We start from the raw sequence: 17,726 nt of genomic DNA, 5'->3' as shown, positions 1-17,726 counted from the left end.
AGATTTCTGCACTTGGCGGTTGCGCGCGGATCGCCTATAGGTCGTCTTCCGGCAACCAATCAGGGAGGTTTCAAAAGATGCCAGCTTTTTCTTTCTCCCTACGGGGCGGCGTACAGTTCTGAACTGGTCCGGGAAGGGCATTTTCGCCTTTCCGTCTTTTCCAGGTCGGAGTCCTTCTCGCTGACCTTGGCCCGTCCTCCTTGCAGGATGCTGCCAGATCCATGATGCCGCATCGGAAGCTGGGTTCCTTTTTTCGGCATAATCCGTTCTGAAATCGTTTTGAGGCCGATGCACGCGCATCGGGCAGATATTATGGCTTTTACTCGTATCGACCTGCGCGGCGGGGCTTTCCGCAGCGTTCTCGGTTTCACCTGGTCCCACTGGAAAGCGCAGCCGGTCAGGATCAGCATCATCCTCGGCATGGTTCTCGTGTCGACGCTCGCCGACGTCCTGACGCCGCTCTATTCGGGCCGGCTGGTCGACGCCGTCGTTTCAGGTGCTGCCGCCGATCAGATTGCCTGGGACGCGGCGATCGCCGCCTTCTGGATGCTGATGGCGCTCTCGCTCGGCGCGATCATTCTCAGGCACTTCACGTTCCTGGGGGTCACCGATCTGACGCTGAAAATGATGGCTGACATCGCGTCGGCCGCGTTTTATCGCATCCAGCGCTTCTCGACCGACTGGCACGCCAACAGCTTTGCCGGGTCGACCGTGCGCAAGGTGACGCGCGGCATGTGGGCGCTCGATCTCCTGAACGACACACTGCTTGTGGCGCTGTTCCCGTCGGTCGTCATGCTCGTCGGCTCCACCGTGCTGATGGCGCTCTACTGGCCGATGATGGGTGTCATCATCGGTATCGGTTCGATCGTCTTCATCGTGGTGACGATCCTGCTGTCGCTCGGATATGTCGCGCCGATGGCGAGCCTTGCCAACCGCTGGGACACCAAGCTCGGCGGTGCGCTTGCCGATGCGGTGAGCTGCAATATCGTGGTCAAGGGCTTCGGAGCGGAGAGCCGCGAAGATGCGCGGCTTGCCAAGGTGCTCGCCAAGTGGCGCGACCGCACGCGTCGCACCTGGATCCGCGGCACGACCAACGGCACTACGCAGGGGGCGATGCTGCTCGTCTTGCGCGCGGCGGTGATCGGCTTTGCGCTCCTGTTGTGGTCGCGCGGGCAGGCGACGGCGGGTGACATCACCTTCGTGCTCACCTCGTTCTTCATCCTGCAGGGTTACCTGCGCGAAGTCGGGCAGCACATTCGCAATTTGCAGCGTTCGATCAACGACATGGAAGAGCTCGTCGACATCCATGGCCAGTCGCTCGGCATCGAGGACAAGGCGGACGCCAAGCCGATCCGGATCACCGACGGCCGCATCGAGTTCCGGGATGTGACGTTCCACTACGGTGCGCACCGCAAGCCGCTCTACGACCGGTTCTCGGTGACGATCCGCGAGGGTGAACGTGTCGGCCTCGTCGGCCATTCCGGTTCGGGCAAGACGACCTTCGTCAAGCTGATCCAGCGCCTGCACGACCTGAAGGCCGGCGAGATCCGGATCGACGGGCAGGACATTGCATCGGTGGGGCAAACGTCGTTGCGCCAGCAGATCGCGATCGTTCAGCAGGAGCCTATCCTGTTCCATCGTTCGCTCTCGGAAAACATCGCCTATGCGCGGCCGGATGCCACGCAGAGCGAGATCGAGAAGGCGGCAAAGCTTGCGAGCGCCCACGACTTCATCACGGCGCTGCCGAAGGGCTACGGCACGCTGGTCGGCGAACGCGGTGTCAAGCTTTCGGGTGGCGAGCGCCAGCGCATCGCGATTGCCCGCGCCTTCCTTGCGGATGCGCCGATCCTGATCCTCGACGAGGCGACATCGAGCCTCGATTCGGAATCGGAGGTACTGATCCAGCAGGCGATGGAGCGGCTGATGCTCGGGCGCACGACGCTGGTCATCGCGCACCGGCTGTCGACCGTCCGCGCGCTCGACCGGCTGCTGGTCTTCGATCACGGCCGGATCGCCGAGGAAGGCACGCACGATGCGCTGATCCGGCTTGACGGCGGGATCTACCGCGGCCTGTTCGAGCGCCAGGCGCTCGAACTGACCAAGGGACTGGTGCTGAACGACCAGTAAGAAGTGCCGCCTGCGCATTTAAGAACCATCGCCGCGCCTGAAGAAGGTGCGGCGATTTCTCGTTCTACCGACGAAGCCAGCGGTCGATGCCGCGCGCGGCGGCGCGGCCGGTGGCAAAGCAGGCGGTCAAGAGATAACCGCCCGTCGGCGCCTCCCAGTCGATCATCTCGCCGGCGACGAAGGTGCCGGGCAAGGCCTTCAGCATGAAGTCGTCATCGATCGCGTTCCACGTCACGCCGCCCGCCGACGAAATCGCTTCGGCGATCGGGCGCGGGCGCAGGAGCGGGATCGGCAAAGCCTTGATCAATGCGGCGAGATCGGGCGGCGGCAAACGCGGGGCATCCGGCGAAAGCTCGCGAAGTAGGGCCGCTTTCACACCTTCGAGCCCGGCGCCCTTGCGCAGGCGATTGGAAAAGCTGGTCTTGCTGTCGAAGCGCCCGAGATCCTTGTCCAGTTTTTCCACGGGTCGCGCCGGCGCGAGGTCGATCACCAGTTCGGCCGGTGCGCCGCGCAAAATCCGGTCCCTGAGCGCGCTCGTGTGGGCGTAAACCAGGCTGCCTTCGATACCACTTCCGCTGACGACGAATTCGCCCGGGACGGTGCCGGCTTCCGATGTTGCAGTCACGGCCTTCAGCGCCGCGCCGGCGAAACGCGCGCGGAAGGTTTCGCTCCAGTCGACGTCGAAGCCGCAATTGGCGGGCTTGAGGTCGGCGACGGCGACGTCCCTGTCGCCCAGCCAGGAAACCCAGGCGGCGTCGGATCCGAGACGAGGATAGCTCGCCCCTCCGAGCGCGAGCAGCGTGGCGTCGGCGCTGATCAGCTTTTTGCCATCGGGCGTATTGAATGCGAGCTCGTCGCCCTCAAATCCGCTCCAGCGATGGCGGTTCAGGATGCGAATGCCGCGGCCTTCCAGCAATTTCAACCAGGCGCGCAGCAGCGGCGACGCCTTCATCACCTCGGGGAAGACACGGCCCGACGTGCCGACGAAGGTTTCCGTGCCGAGGGCGCTTGCCCATTGCCTGACATCCCTGGGGGTGAAGGCGTCGAGTGCTGCGCGCAGTCGGGGCGACGCGCTGCCGAAGCGATCGGCGAAGGTCGCGTAGTCTTCGGAATGGGTGATGTTGAGCCCGGATTTTCCGGCAAGCAGGAACTTGCGCGCGACCGTCGGCATGCTGTCGTAGACGGTGACGGCGTGGCCGGATCCCGACAGCACCTCGGCGGCCATCAGTCCGCTTGGCCCGCCGCCGATGATGGCGATGTTCTTTTGTCGCATGCGCTTGCCCGGTCACAGTTGTCACGTCGCCGCACTCTTGGCCCGGCGCGACGTGGCACGCAACCCCACTCAACGGTGACCGGTACTGTTGAGCTTGCGCTCCAGCCAGAGGCTGTAGCGCGAACCGGTGAAGCAGATGGCGAAATAGACCATGGCTGCGAAGATATAGGCCTCGCTGTAGAAGCCGAGCCAGTTCGGGTCGGTCGCCGAAGTCTTTGCGGCATTCAAGAGATCGTAGATGCCGATGACGGCAAGCAGCGAGGTGTTGAGCACGATGCCGATCGACAGGTTGACGATCGCCGGGATGACGGCCCGCAGCGCCTGCGGCAGCACCACCAGCCTCAACATCTGGACGCGGCTAAGACCGAGGGACAGCGCCGCCTCCGTCTGCCCCGCCGGGATCACCTGCAGGCCGGCGCGGATGACTTCGGCCAGATAGGCGGAAAAGAACAAGGTGACGCCGATCTCGGCGCGCAGCAGTTTGTCGATCGCAGCCCCGCTCGGCAGCGCCATCGGCACGATCAGCATCGCCACGTAGAGAACGGCGATCATCGGCACGCCGCGCAGCACTTCGATGAAGGCGATGGCGAGCGAACGCACAATGCCCATATCCGATTGACGGGCGAGCGCGAGGAGGAGGGCCAAGGGAAAGGCGAAGGCGAGGCTGGCGATCGAGACCGCAAGCGTGATCGGCAGGCCGCCCCAATGGTTGGTCGAAACCGTGGTCATGCCGGGCGCCCCTGACATCAGCACCCAGCTTCCCACGAGCACGGCCAGCCACAATGGTACCAGTCTGAAACTCCAGAATCGGGGAAGGGCCGAGAGGGTCAGCGATGCCAAAATGGCGATGACAACCAGCGCCGGGCGCCACTGCTCGCCGGGAGGAAAAAAGGCGAAGAGCATGAAACGGAGCTTGGCGCCGACGAAGGCCCAGCAGGCGCCGGCGTTTTCCACGGCGCAATCGGCCGCGGTCCCGTACCAGACCGCATCGATCACGGACCAGCGGATGAGGGGAAGCGAGAGCCACAGGATCAAGGCAAGGCTTGCGAGCGTGACGAGCCCGTTGGTCCAGCCGCTGAAAAGCCCCTGACGCCAGCGGTGCCAGTCCGGCACTGCCGGCGGCGCAAGTTCGATCTGGCTCATGGTCTTGCCTCCCCGCGCAGCACCACGCGTCGATTGTAGAGGTTCATGATCGTCGAGACCGCAAGGCTGATCGTCAGGTAGACGGCGGCGATGATGATGATGGCTTCGAGCGCCTGGCCCGTGGTGTTGGCCGTCGTGTTGGCGACGCTGACAAGGTCGGGATAGCCGATGGCGACGGCAAGGCTCGAGTTCTTCGTAAGGTCGAGGAAGCTGGAGATCATCAGCGGCGTGATGACGCGCAGTGCCTGCGGCAGCACGACGAGGCGCATGATCTGCGCAGGCTTCAGCCCCAGCGCCCGGGCCGCCTCCCATTGGCCTGATGTCACCGACTGGATGCCGCTGCGCACGATCTCGGAGATCGACGCGGAAGCGTTGACCACGAGACCGACCAAGAGAGCCGCGAATTCCGGTGTCAGCGACAGGCCGCCACGGATGTTGAAGCCGCCTTTGGCAGGCACTTCGACCGAGGCGGTGAAGCCGAGCGAAACGAGTACGAGGTAGGAGAGCGCAAGCGCGCCGAGCACGCTGCCGACGGTCTTCGGCAGGTAGGACGATGAGCCGGCAAGCAGGCGCCGCGCGAAGATGTGGGTGACGAACACGACCAGCAGCACCGCCGGCAGCCAGAGCGCCGCCGGCAGGCCGTCGATCGACACTGAGGGCAGATAGACGCCGCGATTGCTGAGATAGATGCTGTCGAGAAACGCATAGGCGCCGCGTGGCGGCGGCAGGGCATGGACGATGGCGCTCCAGAGAAACAGCTGCAACAGCAGCGGCGTGTTGCGGAGCAGTTCGACGTAGCCATGGACGAGGGTTGCCAGCACGAAGTTGCCGGAGAGCCTGGCAATGCCCAGTGCGACGCCAAGCACCGTTGCGAAGAGGCAGCCGAAGACGGCGACCTTCACGGTGTTGGCAATGCCGGCGGAAAGCGCGCGGGCGTAGCTGTCGCCGGCGGAATAGGACAACAGGCTCTCGCCGATCTCGAAATTCGCCTGATGGGAAAGAAAGGCGAAGCCTGGCGTGAGGCCCGTCCGGTGCATGCTGTCGGCCGTGTTGACGCCGAGAAAGGCAAAGAGCGCGAGGACGCCGATGAATAGCAGGATCTGCTGCAGCGGCAGCGGTCCGATCCACGAGCGCAGGCGCGAGATGGGTCCGGGCCCCGAAGGGCCCGGTTTGAGATGGCGGTTCATGCGAGGTTCCTGGAACCGGCTCAGCGGAACGGCGGCGAATAGAGCAGGCCGCCTGCGGTCCAGGGCTGGTTGTAGCCGCGCTCGAAGTTGAGGGCCGTGCCCTTGCCGACGTTGCGCTCGAAGATTTCGCCGTAGTTACCGACGGTCTTGACGATGTTGTAGGCGAACTTCGGATCAAGCCCGATGGCTTCACCGAGCGACGGATCGACGCCGAGGAAGCGCTTGATCGCCGGGTCCTCGCTCTTCAGGAACGTGTCGACATTGTCCTTGGTGATGCCGAACTCTTCGGCCTGGATCGTCGCGTAGACGGTCCAGTTGACGATTTCGAGCCACTGGTCGTCACCGGCGCGGATCGCCGGCGCCAGGGGCTCCTTCGACAGGCGCTCCGGCAGAAGCACGTAATCGTCGGGCTTGGACAGCTGGGTGCGCTTGGCGGCAAGATCGGTCGCGTCCTGGGTGAGCGCATCGACGCGGCCACTGTCGAGCGCCTTCAGGAACTCACCGGTCTCCTCGATCGTCACAGGCGTGAAGGCCTTGCCGGTCTTGCGGAAGAAGTCGGCAATGTTGAGCTCGCCGGTCGTGCCGCTCTGAACCCCGATCGTCGCGCCGTCGAGCTCCTCGCCCTTGCTGACGCCGAGATCCTTGCGCACCAGCAGGCCCTGGCCGTCGTAGAAGACCACGGGGCCGAAGTGGAAGCCGAGCTTGAAGGCGCGGCTCACCGTTTGGGTGACGCCCGAAAGCAGGATGTCGAACTCGCCCGATTGCAGCGCCGGCAGGCGCTGCTGCGGCGAGGAGTTGGTGAACTCGACCTTTTCGGAGTCGTTGAAGACGGTGATGGCGATGGCGCGGCCGAAATCGACGAAGAAGCCCTGCCAGCGGCCGCTGCTATCGGGCGAGAAGAAGCCGGGGGTGGTGCCGACGCCGACCTTGATGACGCCGCGCGCCTTGATCTTGTCGAGCGTTTCACCGGCAAGCGCCGAGGTGGCGAAAAGGCCGGCCGCCAGCGCTGCCGTCGCGGCAAGAGTTTTCGTGAAAAGTTTTCGGTGATTGAATTTTCGCTGCATGTTGGTCCCCAAAACCAGAAAGAATGTCACTGCGCATCCGCGGCGGAGCCGTTCGAGGCGTGCTATAAAAATTAAATCTATAGAAATTATATAATAGGCATGATTGTGCGTAATTCACCCGTGACACGGAACAGATTTCGCCGCCTCGATTTTGCCGGGAACGTTTTTGACAAACAGCCTGACGGTTGAAGGCGGGACGACCCCACAGGCGGTCGGTTGCCGTAGCCCTCGTCGATAACCGCAGCGGTGCCTGGCAGGTCGGTCGCCCTTGCAGGCTTGCCTCTTGTTGAGATCGGCGGAAGTTCCTAGGTTCCGCCCGTCGATTGGTTTATCTCCTTGGCGATGCAGATCTTTGCGGGAAAATGGCGGGAACGGTTAGGATGGGGTGCGCCGGTCTCGGTCGCCCTGCACCTCGTCGTCGCCTTCTTCCTTTTGTTCGACCTGCCGCTGGAACTGCCGCAACCGCCGAAGGAACAGACGGTCAACGTCGAGCTCGTTCCTCCTCCGCCAGAGGCGAAGGAGGAAAAGAAGGCCGAGCAGAAACAGCCCGAGCAGAAGAAGGCGGGACCGAAAAAGGGCGAAGAGAAGAAGGCCGAGCAGCCCAAGCCGCAGCCAAAACCCAAGCCTGAGCCCAAACCGGAGCCAAAGCCAAAGCCGGAGCCGAAGGCAGATCCGAAGCCGCAACCCAAGCCCGCGCCGCAGCTGCCGGAGTCCTTTGCCTCGGCGATGGCCAAGACCGAGCAGGACAACAAGGAAACCGAATTGCCGCCGGCCGCCCGGGACTCTGAGAAAAAAGCCGAGCCTTCGGTGCCGGCCAAGACCGTGGACGACAAGATAAAGCCGAAGGACGAGGCGGCAAAGGCGCCGCCGGTCGAAACTGAGGAGCCGGTCAAGGAGCCGAAACCTTTGTCGACGCTGGCTGTGCCGGCGAAATCGCCCGAAAACGCCACGGCGAAGGCTGATGAGAAGCCGGCGGCGGTAGTGCCCGAGGTCAAGCCGGCGCAGAAGCAAGGTCCTGGAGCTGAATTGCCGAAGGACAAGGCTGAACAGCAGAGGGTAAAGGTGAAACCGGATGAGGCTGCGGCAAAGGTCGAACTCAAGCCGGTTCCAACCAAGATGACCGAGGCCAAGCAGCTCTATTCGGCAAAGTCGATCGCCGATCCACGGGTGAGACAGTCACTGATCAATCTGCCGGTCAAGCGGCGGATCCTGCAACTGTGCAACCTCGAAGCGTTGGAACAGATCCGCAGTCAACGGCCGGATATCCCGCCCGAGGGCCTCGTACCGTTCGGCCCGAAGGGCGGCTTCATCTCGAAAAACCGTCTGGATGCCAGCGGTGGCGCCTATCAGAACAAGTCGAGCTGGTACGACGTCGATTTCCAATGCGTCGTCAACGACGAGGCGACGGAAGTGACCTCCTTCAGCATCGCGATCGGTGGCGAAGTGCCGAAGACGGCTTGGCGGGAACGGCGGCTTCCGGGGAATTGATTGATCTGACCAAGGACGCCCATTGTTCCGGCAGGAAGGCAGCGGTCGCTGCCGAATTTTGCCTGCCGGGCCTGTTTAAGCCCGGCAGGCGCAGATGCGGGTTGCCACTCCCGCACCGATCTTTCGTAATCTACTCCGCCGCTTGCAATGCGCGCTCACGGTAGACGGAGACCAGCGAGGTGCCGAGCATCGCTGCGATGGCGGCGAAGAGGAAGACGCCGGCCGGCCCCTGGAGTTCGACGAGAAGGCCGCCAAGCACTGCGCCGGTCGAGATCGCGATCTGGAAAGTGGTGAGCGTTGCGGCACCTGCGCCTTCGGCCTCATCGCCGGCGGCACGGCTCAGGAACGATTGAACGCTGACGGGCAGCGCACCAAAGGCGAAGCCCCAGGCCGCCGTGGCAACGATGGCGACGGCCGGCAACACACCTGCAAGCGCCAGGGTCAGGGTGGTGATCGCGACACCGGCTGCGGCCGACATCATCGCCAGACGCGTGCTGCGTTCGGCAAGGAAACCGCCGGCAATGTTGCCGAAGAAGCCGCCGATACCGAAGGCAAGCAGGATGGCGGTTATGCCTTCGACGCCGAATTGCGGCACCTGTTCAAGGAAAGGGCGAATATAGGTGAAGCCGGCAAAGTGGCCCGTGACCACGAGCAGGATGGTCGCAAGGCCGAGCCGGATGGCCGGCCGCTTCAGGACGTTGAGGATCGTGTCGAGGCCGGTCGTGCCAACGGGCGGCAGCCGCGGAACCGTCAGCGCCTGGACGATGAACGTGACGATGCCGACGGCGGCGGCGAGCAGGAAGGCATAACGCCAGCCGAGTGTCGCGCCGATCCAGGCGCCGACAGGCGCTGCGCAGACCGTGGCGATCGACACGCCCGACATGATGATCGCCATCGCCCGCGGCATCAATCGGCCAGGGACGAGCCGCATGGCAAGAGCGAGAGACAGCGCCCAGAAACCGCCAAGGCCGATGCCGAGCAGGAACCGTGCGGCAAGCAGCATCGGCAGGCTGGTCGCAAAGCCAGCGATCAGGCTCGAAATGACCAGAAGTGCAGTCAGAGTGAGAAGGACGTTCCGCCGGTCGAACCGTCCGGTGTAGACAACGATCGCCGGGCCGGCGATGGCCGCGACCACGGCCGTCGTGGTGACCGACTGACCGGCTGCGCCGACGGTCACGCCCAAATCGGCGGACATCGGCGTTAGCAGACTTGCCGGCAGAAACTCCGCCGTAACCAGGCCGAAAACCCCGAGCGACAGGGAAACGACAGCTGCCCAAAGCGGCTTGTCCCGTTCATCCGCCTGTCCCGTGGGCTTGGCGACAATACCATCCATGATTTTTCATCTCCATTGCATGTGGTGATGAAAATATGCATGGCCCTTTGGAGTTTCTATGCTAGAAAATCCAAAACATTGTGCCGTTTGTCCAAAGGTGAGATGTAAGATGAGCGATGCGCTGACCGAGATCCTGCGCGGCCTCAGGCTCGACGGAGTTGAATATGGGCGCTGCCAGCCCTGTGCGCCATGGGCAACCTCCTATCCTGAGCAGGAACCGGCGCGATTCCACTTTCTCGCCTCCGGCTCTGCCCATCTGCAATCGCCTGACGGCTCGTGGATGGAGTTGACGCCGGGGGATGCCGTGCTGTTGCCGCGGGGCGACGCGCATGTGCTTGCGAGCAAGCCCGGCCTGCCGGCGATCTCGATCCGCGACCTGCCAAAGCGGCAGTTGTGCGATGGCATCGTCGACGTGCAATGCCCCAACTCGGACAGCCAGAACCTTTTGTTTTTCGCGGTCATGCAGTTCAACGTCGACCGCCTGCATCCGCTCTTGCAGCTGATGCCGTCGGTCATGCGCACCAGCGATCTTGCCAAGAGCGAGCCATCGATCCCGTCGTTACTCGATACCATGACGCGGGAAGCGGCGATGCAGCGCGTCGGTGCGGGCGGTATCCTGGCACGGCTTGCCGACGTGTTGACGGCCACGATCATCCGCGCCTGGGTGGAGCATGGCTGCGGCACGTCGACCGGCTGGCTGGCGGCCGTGCGTCACCCGGAGGTCGGTCGCGTGCTTGCCGCCATTCACCTCGATCCGACCAAGGACTGGACGGTGCCGGAACTGGCAAAGCTCATGGGGGCATCGCGCTCCGGTTTCGCCCAGCGCTTCGCCGATACAGTCGGCGAGACGCCGGCCCGCTATGTGGCGCGCATGCGCATGCACCAGGCGCATCAGTGGCTGCGCGAGGGCAAACGCGTCGCCCATGTCGCCAACCGCCTCGGCTACGATTCCGAGGCGTCGTTCAGCCGCGCCTTTCGCAAGATCATGGGCGCGCCGCCAAGCCATTCGCGCAGCCTGACGCCGGCTGCGGATCAACTGGCATCTTGATCCGCTTTCGGCCGAAGGCTCAGAACCTGATGTTGAGATCGGCCCGGACGCCGTGCTCCCGGGCCGTCGAGGCGATCTGTCCCTGGTAGAAGACACCGAGCGTTGAAGCCCGCGTCAGCGAAAAATCGATACCGGCCTCGAGGATGGCGCTATCGCGCGCGATCGGCGCGCCGGCGACCGGGAAGGCCGCGCCGCCGGAAAATGCCTCCGCAAGCGATGGGGTCACGTCGCCATAGGCATGCCGCCAGCCGATGATGCCGCGCGCCGTGGCCTTTGCGGCGCCGAGCTCGAAATCCGTCGACGCGCGAAGTCCCGATGTGGTGAACGCCATGTCGCTCGAGCCGCCATGAACGGAAAGCGCTGCCGCGCCGCCCTTCTCTTTGAACCCATTGGTGTGAACGCTGACATAGGCGAGGTTGGCGAAGGGCTCGAAAGCGATATCGCCAGCGCTCAGATCATATCCCAATTCGCCAAACACCTGCGTGGTGCCGGCGCGGTAACCCGCGGTCAAGCTGTCGATGAGCGCTGGCGAAACGACCTGTCGGCTGCTGTCGATCTCGCTGAAGGTGTAGGCGAGGCCCGAACGGAACGACAACGCGCCCCACGCCGTGCCGCCATAGACGCCGAGATGATAGTTGTCGCTCGACGCCGACGATCGGCGGTCGTCGACTTTGAAGCTGGAATGGCTGTAGCCGCCGAGGACGCCGAGCCGCCAGTCGCTGCCGATGTCGCCATCGAGACCGGCGACGAAACCGCCTGTGGACCGCGACAGGTCCGCCGTATTGCCGTCGCCGTCGTTATCCCCCCAGGACCCGAAGGCCGAGCCCCAGGCGCCCATGGTTTCGGCCGGCGAAATCGATGCCGTGGTAATCTCGTTGGTCGCCACGATCGGCCGGGCCCTGGCGCCGACGGTTTCAAAGGCCGCACGCAGCCGGTCGTTCATCTGGTTGCCGATGAGCTGGCTGTTTTCGATGAGACCGGTCACCGTGGAGCTGTGAACCTCGCCCGGCAGCTGTCCGAAGAGTCCGGCTGCGCTGTAGCCGTCGAGGGTGACGGCGAGGTCATGGAGGTGATTGCCGATGCCGAGACGCTCGATTGCCGAGGCTGCCGCAATGCCGTTGCGGGTCTCGGCAAAGTCCGCAAAGGCCACCGCGTTGCGGGCGACGTCGAGATAGACCGCGTTCGGATCGTAGGAGAGCGTGAGATCGAGGAAGGCGTAGCAGCCGCAGTCGTCCTCGAAGCGCCCTGTCACTCCGCCAGGGGCGGAAAGGATCGTGTGGCGACCATCGCCCTTGTAGGTGTCGGGCGTGATCGCTACGTCCACGGCGCCAGCGATATCCGCTGTGCCGGTGACGTCGAGCCGGCTGGTGCCGTCGGGCGCGTCGAGATTGACGAGGAACCAGGCATCGGCCGATTGGCGATAGTTGCCGTCTATAGTGAGTGTGCCTCCCTTGCGGCCCCAGCCGGCATTGACGGCGCCTTGGTTTTCGATATCGCCACGGATCGTGCCATTGCCCGAAAGCATGCCGTCGCCATGGACAAACGTGTCAGAGGCAATGCTGCCACCGATCGCCAGAACGCTGCCGTCGACGCGCGTGCGACCTTGGTAGGTGCTGTTTCCGGTCAGCATCAATACGCCGTTGCCCGACTTGATCAGGCCGCCGGCGCCGGTGATGTCGTTCGACCACGTGCTTTCGCCATCCGGGATCGTGACATGGAAATCGCCCCAGTCGAATTTCCCGGGACCGCGCACCGCCCGGCCGGCGCTGACAAGGCCATAGCCGAAGATCGGGTCGACGCCGGGAGCCCCGATATCGGTGGCGGTGCCAAGCAGCACCTGCCGGACTTGCTGCATCGTCATGTAAGGAAAGGCCTGCGCCACCAGCGCTGCGCTTCCGGCGACGAACGGGGCTGAGAGAGACGTGCCGACTTCCTTGGCGTACCCGCCGCCCGGAACGGCGACCATGATGTTGTCCTGCGGATTGGCCCATACCCATTCGCCCTTTTCCGCGTCCCAGTGTTCGGTGTCATCACCGCCCGGTGCCGCAAGACACCAGTTCATGGCGACGCCGCATCGGTTCGACCAGGCTGGCATGTGCGTGGGGCTCGTTGCCACGACCGCAAGCCAACCTTGTTCCAGTTCCGGAAAGAGGTAAGGAAGGCCGGCGTCAATGGAAGGCTGGAGGCGGCCGTCATTGCCAGCAGCAAAGACATTCAGAACATCGCGCTCTCGCGCGTATCGGTGGGTGGCAAGTGCCCCTGGTACTAAGGCCTCGAACTGCTCGGCTGTGATATCGGTGACCGCGCCAAAGCCATAGCTATGGTTGATGATCCGAACGCCCTGGTCGGCGAGCTTGCGAATGCCGTAGTTCACGGCGTCGCTGCTGAAGAATTCGCCGTCCTCCATTGCCTCCGCCGGAACGATCGTCGCGCCAGGCGCGATACCGTGCATGCCGATCCCGTCGCGATTGGCGGCAATGACTGAGGCAACGGACGTCCCGTGGCCAATTGGGTCTAGGTGCCATGGCTTTGCCGGATCGTAGGTAATGCCCTCCGCATAGCGCCCGGCAAATTCCGGATGGCCGATGTCGAGGCCGCTGTCGACCACGCCGACCTTGATGCCGCTGCCGTCGTAGCCGAGCATATAAGCGTATTCGGCATGGATTTGCGCGAGCCCCCACTGAGCGTTGAATTCCGCCGTTCGCCAAGTTGCGGGATCGCTTGGATCGCCACTGCCGGCGGCAAGCGCGATAGAGGACAAGGCGGTCGACAGCATCAGCGCTGCGAGGTGGACGACGGTGCGGCTCTTGATCAAATCACTTCCCCAGCGCCCGGTATCGCGGCGCGTCCGTGGCGCAGGGTATTGAAGGGAAACGGAAATTCGCGACGTGGGCGGCCGGACGCTAGCTCAGGGGCCTGCCTTGGAAAATACGGCAGGTGCCGTATTTCGTCATCCGGATATGGCGCCTGGATGCTGTTCGTCCGCCGCAACGTCGTTCATCTGCACGACAACCTTCGGGACGATGATCGCCATCTGGAGCTTGTTTTTCTTGATCGAGGGCATCGGGCTGTCCACTGGAATGCGAACAGATCCGGAGGGATCGATCGGCGGACGTTGGCAAAAGCTTCGACGAGGGGCGAGGGATGGGATCCATCGCCCCTCGTCTTTATTACTGGGCCGGTTGGGGCTCTGCCGGTAGCACGGCGGCCGGCGATCCGGCCGCCGGCTGGACGGTGCTTTCGACCGGCGGAACCGGCGAGCGGGTGCGCAGGCTCTCGGCGCGGTGACGGCCGACCGAGACCCAGAAGAGCGCGACCAGCGCCGCGACCGTTACGGTGACGGTGACATAGCGGATCCAGGTGGGGGCGTGGCCGCCGGGATCGATGTGCTTTTCGTCGATCTCGCGCTTGCGGGTGATCGCCGCCGAGTAGAACACGATCGTCGAGATCACGAAGATCAGCGACCAGCGCGTCTGTTCGCCATCCGAGCCGATGAGGGCGACCAGGCTGTAGATCGCCGCCGCCAGGCCGATGACCACATACCAGTTGTAGGTGCTTGCCGGCATCTTCTTGTAGCCAAGCACCTTGATGGAGATCGCCGAGTAGATATAGGGCAACAGCGTCATGATCACCGCGATCGAGGCGATCTTGCCGAACTGCTCGCTGGCGGTCGGCGACATCGTGGCGAAGACCTGAACGGTCATGATCACGGCAACGATCGCCAGCCCGGCCGAGGGCACGCCCTTGGAGTTGACCTTGGCGAAGATCGAGCCGAAGAGGCCGTCGTCGGCCGCGGCTTTCGCCGTCTGCCCGACGAGCAGCGTCCAGCCGGCAAGCGAGCCGAGGCAGCCGAGTGCGGCGCAGATGGCGACGACGGCACCGGCCGTATCGCCGAGAGCCAGGCGCGCGGCGTCTGCGAAGGGTGCCGAAGACGCGATCAGTTCCTTGTTCGGGATCATGCCCATGATCACAGTCGAGGACAGGATGTAGGCGACGGCGGCAAGGATGACGCCGCCGACCGTGGCGATCGGGACGTTGCGCTGCGGGTCGCGCACGACGCCCGCCGACACCGAGGCGCTTTCGACCCCGATGAAGGCCCAGAGCGTGAAGTTGAGCGTCGCCATGATCGCTGCCCAGCTGTCCTTGCCCGAGACGTTCCAGCCTTCGGAGAAGGTCGCCGGCGAGAACCAGAACCAGCCGAAGATCGCCATGCCGAGGATCGGCACCAGTGCGAAGGAGGTGGTGAAGGACTGCAGCTTGCCGACGACGTTCGGCCCGAGGATGTTGGCGTAGGTGAAGAACCAGATCAGCGCCACTTGCGCCAGCGCCGAGACCAGCGGATCGCGCAGCATCGGGAAGAAGGCGGTGAGGTAGCCGAGACCGGCGACCGCAAGGCCGACATTGCCCACGACGTTTGCCAGCCAGTAGATGAGGTTGGTCTGGTAGCCCATGTAGTCGCCGAAGGCCTTGCGCGTGTAGGCGTAAGGCCCGCCGGCGGCGGGATCGATCGCCGCCAGCTTGGCAAAGGTCAGGGCCAGCGCGATCGCGCCGGCAATGGTGATCAGCCATCCGAAGACGGCGATGGACCCAACCGCGGCAAGGTTTGCCGGCAGCATGAAGACGCCCGAGCCCATCATGTTGCCCGCGACCATCAAGGTCGCGGGAACAAGCCCGATCTTGGCGGAGTCCGCCACACCCGAGGATGTGGCTTTGGATGCAGTATCGACAGCAGCCATGTTCGGTGCTCCCAAGGGTTCAACGGGTCAAGACATAGACACGGTAAAGGCCATCCTCGACCTCCACCCCGTGCGTGTCATGGGTAAAGCCCGGGAACCGGAGATCGTAGGCCTCCAGCGCCTTCAGATAGCCGAGGAGCGGGCCGTTGGCAGGGCCGGCGTTTTCGCCCGGCATCAACAGCGGAATGCCCGGCGGGTAGGGCACGACACCGGTTGCGACCGTGCGGCCGGCCAGTTCGTCGAGCGTGACCTGCTCCACCTCGCCGCGCACCAGCCGTTCATAGGCGCGCACCGGGCTCAGGTCCGGATGCGGCAGCACCGAGAAACCCTCGGCCATGCTGGCTGTTGTCTTCAGCTGGTCCATCGCCTGGAACATCGTGTCGGCGAGGTCCTTCAGACCCATGCCGGCGTAACGCTCCGGATGGTCCTCGATGAGCGACGGGATCGCCACTTCGAGCGTCAGATTGGCGTCGTAGTCGCGCTTGAAGTCGCAGAGCGCGCTGACGAGCGAGCCCCATTTGCCCTTGGTGATGCCGAGGGAGAACAGGAAGAGAATGGTGAAGTCGGTGGTCTTTTCGACGACGATGCCGCGCGCATCCAGATAGGCGGTCACGAGGCTTGCGGGAATGCCGACCGGCATCAGCCCGCCGCCCGGTGCAACACCGGGCGTGACGATCGAGACCTTGATCGGATCGAGCATGCAATAGCCGTCCTCGATCTCGCCGAAACCGTGCCACGCCGCACCGGGCTTCAGCACCCAGCAGGATGGATCGGTCGCAAGCGCTTCCGGCGAAGCCTCATGGAAGGCGCTTGTGCGGCCGGTCTTCGGGTCGCGCACGGTATCGGGCTGCCAGCAATCGAAGAACCAGTCGCCGCGCTCGGCGGCGTCGTTTGCGAGCCGCGACATCATCAGGCGGAAGGCGACGGCTTCCTCGATGGATTCGTTGGTGAGGGCGGCACCGCCGGGTCCGTCCATCATCGCCGCCGAAACGTCGTTCGACGCGATGATCGCGTAGTTCGGCGAGGTCGAGGCGTGCATCATGAACGTCTCGTTGAAGATGCCGTGCGGGATCGGCTTGCGGCCGTCGCGCACATGGATGAAGGAGGCCTGCGAGAGAGCGGCCAGCAGCTTGTGGGTCGACTGGGTGGCAAAGACCGTCGGCTTGTTGGCCGTATGCGCTTTCGGGTCGCCATGCATGGCGTGGCGTTCGCGGTAGATCGGATTGAAGCGGGCGTAGCCATACCAGGCTTCGTCGAAATGCAACCGGTCGACGCTGGCGCCCAGCAGCTCCTCGACGCGGGTGACGTTGTAGCAAAGCCCGTCATAGGTCGAGTTGGTGATGATCGCGTGTTTCGGTTCGCGATCTGCAAGATCGGCGGCAAGCGGATTGTCGTCGATCGTCTTGCGGATGGCGGCCGCCGTCAGCCGCTCCGGCGGGATCGGACCGATGATGCCGTAGTGGTTTCGGGTCGGCACCAGATAGGTTGGCACCGCACCCGACATGGTCATCGCGTGTTCGGCCGACTTGTGGCAATTGCGGTCGCAAAGTGCGATCTGGTCGCGGCTGACGCTTGCCATCAGGATGACGCGGTTGGACGTCGAGGAGCCGTTGGTGACGTGGTAGCTGCGATGCGAGCCGAAGACGCGCGCGGCGTATTTTTCACTGGCACCGATTGGCCCGGAGTGATCGAGCAGCGATCCGAGTTCGCCGACCGAGATCGACAGGTCCGAGCGCAGCAGCGGCTCGCCGAAGAATTCGAAAAAGGCGCGGCCGGGCGGCGACTTCAGGAAACCGGTGCCGCCGGTGTGTCCCGGCGTGTGCCAGGAGTATTCGTGCACCTGCGAGAACTGCGCGAGCGCCTTGAACATCGGCGGCAGCACGGTTGAGCGATAGCGCTCGATTGCCGCCTGGATGCGTCCGCCGACGAAATCCATGGTGTCTTCGAGCATCCAGACGAAATCGTCGACCTTCGCCATGATCTCGGCGGGCACCGTCGAGGCGACGCTGCGATCGGCAAGCAAGAGGAGCGGCACGGTGCCGTTGCGCTTGCGCAGCGCCTCGACGACCTCGATGGACTGCTCGTGGCCTTCGGGGCCGAGGTCCCAGTCGATGAGGACGCACTGGAGCGCCGGGTCGGAACGGATCACCGCGATGCCGTCATCGGCGCTTTCTGCGGTGACCACCTCGATCTGGCGGCGCTCGAGTTCGGCGATCAGCGACCGCACGGCACGGCCGGCAGCGCTTTCTTCGCTGATCTCGTCATCCAGAACGAGTGCTTTCATGCCGAGATGGCGGTGACCCCTGTTCAACGTGCTCATATCCAAT

Annotated in this window: 11 protein-coding genes; 3 read left to right on the top strand and 8 right to left on the bottom strand. The window is 64.1% G+C overall.

Annotation, left to right across the window (positions count from 1 at the left end):
* Positions 1-312 precede the first annotated feature (312 nt).
* Positions 313-2,127 (top strand): ABC transporter ATP-binding protein, encoded by a 1,815-nt coding sequence (locus tag VGO12_RS04820; RefSeq protein ID WP_327511583.1) that lies wholly within the window; start codon positions 313-315, stop codon positions 2,125-2,127.
* 64 nt (positions 2,128-2,191) lie between these two features.
* Here the strand turns inward: VGO12_RS04820 and VGO12_RS04815 are convergent, their stop codons facing one another.
* From VGO12_RS04815 to VGO12_RS04800, 4 genes are all read right to left on the bottom strand, one after another.
* A complete protein-coding gene (locus tag VGO12_RS04815) occupies positions 2,192-3,400 on the bottom strand; it encodes a TIGR03862 family flavoprotein (protein ID WP_327511582.1) in 1,209 nt (402 codons plus the stop codon).
* A gap of 69 nt (positions 3,401-3,469) precedes the next feature.
* A complete protein-coding gene (locus VGO12_RS04810; RefSeq protein WP_327511581.1) occupies positions 3,470-4,543 on the bottom strand; it encodes an amino acid ABC transporter permease in 1,074 nt (357 codons plus the stop codon).
* Positions 4,540-5,730 (bottom strand): ABC transporter permease subunit, encoded by a 1,191-nt coding sequence (locus tag VGO12_RS04805; protein WP_327511580.1) that lies wholly within the window; start codon positions 5,728-5,730, stop codon positions 4,540-4,542. Before VGO12_RS04805 ends, VGO12_RS04810 begins: the two co-directional genes overlap by 4 nt.
* Positions 5,731-5,750: 20 nt before the next feature.
* Positions 5,751-6,794, bottom strand: coding sequence for an amino acid ABC transporter substrate-binding protein (locus VGO12_RS04800; RefSeq protein ID WP_327511579.1), 1,044 nt, complete (start codon positions 6,792-6,794; stop codon positions 5,751-5,753).
* 342 nt (positions 6,795-7,136) lie between these two features.
* Here VGO12_RS04800 and VGO12_RS04795 point away from each other — a divergent pair, with 342 nt between their 5' ends.
* Complete coding sequence (locus VGO12_RS04795; protein WP_327511602.1) at positions 7,137-8,282, top strand: DUF930 domain-containing protein; 1,146 nt, start codon at positions 7,137-7,139, stop codon at positions 8,280-8,282.
* 130 nt (positions 8,283-8,412) lie between these two features.
* On the opposite strand, the gene VGO12_RS04790 is transcribed toward VGO12_RS04795, so the two are convergent.
* Positions 8,413-9,615 (bottom strand): MFS transporter, encoded by a 1,203-nt coding sequence (locus VGO12_RS04790; RefSeq protein ID WP_327511578.1) that lies wholly within the window; start codon positions 9,613-9,615, stop codon positions 8,413-8,415.
* 109 nt (positions 9,616-9,724) lie between these two features.
* Between VGO12_RS04790 and VGO12_RS04785 the strand changes: the two genes are divergently transcribed.
* Positions 9,725-10,663 carry an AraC family transcriptional regulator gene (locus VGO12_RS04785; protein WP_327511577.1) on the top strand — a complete coding sequence of 313 codons (939 nt, stop codon included), beginning with the start codon at positions 9,725-9,727 and terminating at the stop codon, positions 10,661-10,663.
* A 19-nt stretch (positions 10,664-10,682) separates the two neighbouring features.
* On the opposite strand, the gene VGO12_RS04780 is transcribed toward VGO12_RS04785, so the two are convergent.
* The 3 genes from VGO12_RS04780 to VGO12_RS04770 all read right to left on the bottom strand — a co-directional run bounded on the left by VGO12_RS04780 (position 10,683) and on the right by VGO12_RS04770 (position 17,719).
* Positions 10,683-13,478, bottom strand: coding sequence for an autotransporter domain-containing protein (locus VGO12_RS04780; RefSeq protein WP_327511576.1), 2,796 nt, complete (start codon positions 13,476-13,478; stop codon positions 10,683-10,685).
* A 355-nt stretch (positions 13,479-13,833) separates the two neighbouring features.
* Entirely contained in the window at positions 13,834-15,399 is a 1,566-nt protein-coding gene (gene adiC / locus VGO12_RS04775; protein ID WP_327511575.1) for an arginine/agmatine antiporter, read from the bottom strand.
* A 19-nt stretch (positions 15,400-15,418) separates the two neighbouring features.
* Positions 15,419-17,719, bottom strand: coding sequence for an Orn/Lys/Arg decarboxylase N-terminal domain-containing protein (locus VGO12_RS04770; protein ID WP_327511574.1), 2,301 nt, complete (start codon positions 17,717-17,719; stop codon positions 15,419-15,421).
* Positions 17,720-17,726 lie beyond the last annotated feature (7 nt).

The organism is Ensifer sp., assembly GCF_035999135.1.
GTDB lineage: Bacteria > Pseudomonadota > Alphaproteobacteria > Rhizobiales > Rhizobiaceae > Ensifer.
Note: the sequence above shows the minus strand (reverse complement) of the source record. Positions and strands in the feature narration are given on the sequence as shown.